Annotated in this window: 8 protein-coding genes; 5 read left to right on the top strand and 3 right to left on the bottom strand. The window is 58.9% G+C overall.

Translation table 11 applies throughout. The annotated features are described in order from the left end of the window. A partial coding sequence (locus tag H1Y01_RS07715; protein ID WP_180539864.1) for an FAD-dependent monooxygenase occupies positions 1–609 on the top strand: 609 nt, incomplete at its 5' end. Positions 610–707: 98 nt separating this feature from the next. Here H1Y01_RS07715 and H1Y01_RS07710 read toward each other — a convergent pair. Continuing rightward, positions 708–869, bottom strand: a complete 162-nt coding sequence (locus H1Y01_RS07710; RefSeq protein ID WP_180539863.1) for a hypothetical protein — start codon at positions 867–869, stop codon at positions 708–710. An 82-nt stretch (positions 870–951) separates the two neighbouring features. Continuing rightward, positions 952–2169, bottom strand: a complete 1218-nt coding sequence (locus H1Y01_RS07705; protein ID WP_180539862.1) for a hypothetical protein — start codon at positions 2167–2169, stop codon at positions 952–954. A 189-nt stretch (positions 2170–2358) separates the two neighbouring features. Between H1Y01_RS07705 and H1Y01_RS07700 the strand changes: the two genes are divergently transcribed. Further along, on the top strand, positions 2359–2586 hold the full coding sequence (locus tag H1Y01_RS07700; protein ID WP_180539861.1) for a hypothetical protein: 228 nt from the start codon (positions 2359–2361) through the stop codon (positions 2584–2586). Then, entirely contained in the window at positions 2586–3023 is a 438-nt protein-coding gene (locus H1Y01_RS07695; protein ID WP_180539860.1) for a type II toxin-antitoxin system VapC family toxin, read from the top strand. Before H1Y01_RS07700 ends, H1Y01_RS07695 begins: the two co-directional genes overlap by 1 nt. 473 nt (positions 3024–3496) lie before the next feature. On the opposite strand, the gene H1Y01_RS07690 is transcribed toward H1Y01_RS07695, so the two are convergent. Beyond that, entirely contained in the window at positions 3497–3865 is a 369-nt protein-coding gene (locus H1Y01_RS07690) for a hypothetical protein (protein WP_180539859.1), read from the bottom strand. 111 nt (positions 3866–3976) lie between these two features. Between H1Y01_RS07690 and H1Y01_RS07685 the strand changes: the two genes are divergently transcribed. Together H1Y01_RS07685 and H1Y01_RS19475 are read left to right on the top strand one after the other, a co-directional pair. After that, complete coding sequence (locus H1Y01_RS07685; protein ID WP_180539858.1) at positions 3977–4147, top strand: hypothetical protein; 171 nt, start codon at positions 3977–3979, stop codon at positions 4145–4147. A 99-nt stretch (positions 4148–4246) separates the two neighbouring features. Continuing rightward, on the top strand, positions 4247–4483 hold a 237-nt coding region (locus H1Y01_RS19475; RefSeq protein WP_219341365.1), incomplete at its 3' end, for a type II toxin-antitoxin system RelE/ParE family toxin.

The raw sequence follows: 4483 nt of genomic DNA, 5'->3' as shown, positions 1-4483 counted from the left end.
GCGGTCGAGAAGGCGACAGGCTTCCGGGTGGACCGCGTCGCCTGGAGTTCGACTTATCAGGCTGCCGTCCGGATGGTCGACAAGTATCGCGTGGGTCGCGTCTTCTTAGCGGGAGATGCGGCGCACGTGCACCCACCCGCGGGCGGGCAGGGACTCAATACAGGCGTGCAGGATGCGTACAACTTGGGCTGGAAACTGGCGCATGCAGCGCGGGGCGGACCCGATTCGCTTCTCGATACTTACGAGGCCGAGCGTCTGCCGATCGCGGCGGCCGTGCTTGGCTTATCCAAAAAGTTGCACCGGACACGATCGCTTAAGCGCGGTGAGTTGACGGACCAGCTTCGGTTGCATTACCGGACGAGTTCGTTGTCGTCGGGCACGCCACTGGGAAATCTGCATCCCGGCGATCGAATGCCCGATGCGCGTCTGAAGGAAGGCGCCAGGCTGTTCGATCATCTGCGCGGAGGGCATGCGAGCGAGTACGTTACGCCGGAGGGACATTGGATACTGATACGTCCGGACGGGTATATTGCGCATATCGGCTCCAAGCGATTCGGCGAGTATGCGGGTCAGCCGACGGTCACCCTACCGAGCCGCGAAGGCGACTGAGCGGTTGTGGCGACCGGAGACTCTTTATACACCCGGACCGCTCCGTTGCCTTCGCGCCTCGGTATGTGATAGGAACGGTAGACTTCCAGTTCGCCCTCCTACTGCGCACCACTCGGCTTAAGTTCGAAGATAACTCCGCCCGATTTGCTGCCGCCGGAGGGCGTCGTTCCATATAGATCGCCTGACTCATCGGCAATCAGGTCGCCGGCCTTATCGCGGAGCAGACCGGGAACCGTCGCGAGTACGGATAGTGCGCACACGGCTAATCCCAACCATTGAAAACGTCCGGGTCGGCGAAATGATTTTCGCTCGGGGAGATTGTTGTTAGAGACTCAAGAGCAGTTACTCGTCAGGTGTGATCTCGTAACCCTTACTTCCCTGTCGCACCGTCCAGCCCTTGTTAAGTATCAGCGTCCAACCATCGCCATTCAGCGGACGGGCTGCGGGGTCGCTTGGAACGGAGACTCGCAACGACCGGTTATCGTTTGACAGCAGCGCCCCGCTATCCACCGAGAGCTTGCCCCAGTTGGCGGAGAACTCGCCGGTTGGATAATAGGTCCCGTTTGGAGGGACAGCCACCAGCGTGCTGGGATTGAAGGAGCGATTGAGTTCCGGAACTGTCGGGAACTGCAGATACGGACCCGTGACAAAACGGCGTTCGATCTCGCTGACCATCTCGGCGTGGCGCACCGCGCGTTCCTGTTCGGCGCCGGCGACGGCGTCGTAGCCGTAGATGCGCGCACGCGCAATAACCGTGTTCCCGGGCGCGGCGGTGACGCGCAATGCACGGCAAAGCATCACGCTGAGAATCGTTACGTGGCTGCGCCAGCCCGGTGAGTAGCGGTCAAGCAAAAGGCCGAGCGCGGGACCCGTCGAATACACAAAACCGCGAGCTAGCGAAGTGCGGTCTTCGCCGTCCTCGACTTCACGTGCGGTGCGGCTAATTACCTCGTTGGTTGCGCTCAGAGCAGTTTTGACGCCGGTATATTCGGCGAGCCCTTCGCGGATTTCGAGACCGCTTTCAGTAGCTTCGGCGGTGGGGAAAAGGCGATAGCGTTCCAGGCGGAACAGCATCGCGTCTTTCGCCGCCGCGTCGGACCCCCGAAGCGCAGCGGCTTCCGCGCGCAGTTCCAGGCGAAACCAGAGGCGGCCGGATTCGGTTTCGAACTGCGCGCTGGGTTGGTCAGAACCGCTGAGGTGGAGTTGATCCTGGGTCCGGTGAAAGGATTCGTGGGCGAGTAGCGACAGACGCGCGTAGGGGTCAGTCGGCAGCGGGAGCCGGACCATTGCCCAGTCGGCCCCGTCGTAATGCACGGACGTGTTGGCGATCAGGATATCTTCGGGGAGTTTGCCCGTTGTGATGTTGCCCGCTTTGCTGAAGAGAGCCTCGTGCGTGCCGGGATTGACGAGGATCATCGGGCCGCAGAGCGAGACGCCCCAGAGGTCGCGTCCGGCACGGTCGCAGACGCGGTTGAACTCGGCGAGACCTTGTCTAGCGTTGTCGAAGTCGGTTGCCGAAGCGGCTGCGGCGATGAAGAAACCTAGAGCGAGGAACTTCATAACACCATCATCGACGATAGGTGGCCGGGGTCGTCTTGCGCGCTTATACTGAATCGTGCCAACACGCCCGGCGCTGACTGGATGCAGGCCCTAAAAAAGAGATTGCGGCCCTACCACTTCAGTCGCCGGAAACGTGACAACCGACCTTAAAAGCCCTATTCTGAAGATATACAAAGGAAAGAGTCCGGCATGACTGTCACACTCGAATTGAAGCCCGAAATCGGGCGGGGTCTGCTGACGCAGGCACAAGAGCGCGGAGTCTCTCTCGACGCGTACCTACAAGACGAGCTGAGCAAGCTCGCCCGCGTCAGCAACGCGGCCGAGATCGAGCGCGGCAATCTGGTCGATATTCCTCTGCTTCATCTCGGCGTCATCAGTCCGCTGCGGCGCGCCGACATTTACGACGATCTCGACTGATGCCCGTCGAGCCGGGCATCCTCGATGCGAACGTCCTCGCCTACGCGATTGACGCCGACGCGCCGCAAAACGCAACCTCCCGCGCCCTGCTCGAAGAGGCACGCGATCCGGCGGCCCGGCTCTACGTCACTGCGCAAATAATCTGCGAGTTCTACTCGGTCATCACCAACCCGAAGCGCGTCGCCAGGGTGACCACTCCCGCCGACGCCGTGGGCACCCTCTCCAGCCTGCTCGCGCTACCCGGCCTGCACATCCTGCCAGCGCCTGCACAAACTGTGCGGCGTCTGATAGATCTGTTGCAGCACAACCCCGTCAAGGGCCCGGAGATTTTCGATCTGCAAATCGTCGCGACGATGCAGGCCAACGGAATTGATCGGATCTACACTTTCGACAGGGGTCTGGAATCATTCCCAGGAATCAAGGCTTCGGCGCCATAATCTTGCTTGCCAAATAGTAAAAAATGCCGGCACTGAAGGACTGCCTGAGACACTCGTCGATTTCGTATAGGCGAGGATCCCCGGACCGCAGAGCGAGACGCCTCATAGGTCGCGACCGGCATGGTCGCAGACGCGGTTGAACTCGGTGAGACCTTGTCTGGCATTGTCGAAGTCTGTCGCCGAAGCGGCCGCGGCGGGGCGCCACGGATAAAATGACTACCTTACTGGCGAGAACCTGGCCGCTCATCCCCCGCCGGAGGGAGTGTTTTCTTGTCTGCCTCACTACTGATTCCTTTGTCATCTTTGAGAGTAAGGAACGGTTTATACAAAGCGAGAACAAGAATTGCCACGCATAAACCCGATAGCCATTGAGGATTTTTGTAAGCCGTAATCGCGATTGCGGAGAGGTTTGTTAAACCCAAAATTCCATAGAGTACGACGCGATGGTATTTGCGTTGGTCTTGGTGGAATTTTTACACTTCCTGACTACCTTCGTCGTAAGGATAAAAAACGTCGGCACCTTTCTTGCTTAAATCTCTTATCGATTGGCTTGCGCAATTCTCACAGTTGCGCATGAATCCGGTCAGCCGCTGGAGAACTCGGTTGTGCATATAAATCAGTGCCGAGGAACTCGCCGTTAGGGCGGTAACGGCCACCACAAGAAATGTAGCCAACGTCTCACCCTCCTTACTCGTGAACCAGAAACCATAGAGAACGGCCACCACTGTGAGGTACATGTTAATTACCGACTGCCGCTCGGATACCCGAATCCCGTGTTCGGCCCACGCAGCCTGGTATCTGCTGGCGAGCGGCAACAGATCTTCGAGCGGATTTGTAGACATGAGCGGTATGGTATCGCATTTCTTGCCAAGAAACCCAGGACGAGGAACTTCATAACTCAATCATGGACGATGGGTGGCCGGGGTCGTCTTGCGCGCGCCTATACTGAATTCATGCCAACAGCGAAGGATGAGGTGAGACACCTGCTCGATACTCTTCCGGAAACGGCAAGCCTGGAAGATATCCAGTATGCGATCTACGTTCGCGAACGGATCGAGCGCGGACTTCGCGAAGCCGCCGACGGCAAGCTCATTGATGTGAGGACGAGATCGAAACGCGCGTAACGCAGTGAAGCGGAGAGTTGTTTGGCTGAATCCGCGTGGCAGGAAGTCGAGTGTGCCGCAGCGTTCATCGCTAGGGACTCTCCACGCTACGCTTCGGCCTTGACCGAAGAAGCGGTCTTCGCCGCGCGCTCGCTACGGACCTTTCCGAACCGCGGCCGTAAGATTCCCGAGTCGGACGATCCAGAGATTCGCGAGCTATTCGTCAAAACGCTACCGTTTGATCTATCGATCGAGCCGCGCCGTGTCTTGATCGTTGCCTTTATCCACGGCGCCCGTGAGTTCCGAACGATTTTAACTCAGGAACTCCTGGATCTCCGCAGCAGCCTTACGCCCTTC

Source organism: Nevskia soli, from assembly GCF_903970205.1.
Lineage (GTDB): Bacteria > Acidobacteriota > Terriglobia > Bryobacterales > Bryobacteraceae > Bog-113.
This window is presented reverse-complemented; position numbering and strand designations above follow the sequence as displayed.

Excerpts from the sequence above, each read along its gene's own strand:
- H1Y01_RS07695 (WP_180539860.1), top strand. The coding sequence starts at position 2,586 with ATGCCCGTCGAGCCGGGCATCCTCGATGCGAACGTCCTCGCCTACGCG.
- H1Y01_RS07685 (WP_180539858.1), top strand. The coding sequence starts at position 3,977 with ATGCCAACAGCGAAGGATGAGGTGAGACACCTGCTCGATACTCTTCCG.
- H1Y01_RS07700 (WP_180539861.1), top strand. The coding sequence starts at position 2,359 with ATGACTGTCACACTCGAATTGAAGCCCGAAATCGGGCGGGGTCTGCTG.
- H1Y01_RS07690 (WP_180539859.1), bottom strand. The coding sequence starts at position 3,865 with ATGTCTACAAATCCGCTCGAAGATCTGTTGCCGCTCGCCAGCAGATAC.
- H1Y01_RS07705 (WP_180539862.1), bottom strand. The coding sequence starts at position 2,169 with ATGAAGTTCCTCGCTCTAGGTTTCTTCATCGCCGCAGCCGCTTCGGCA.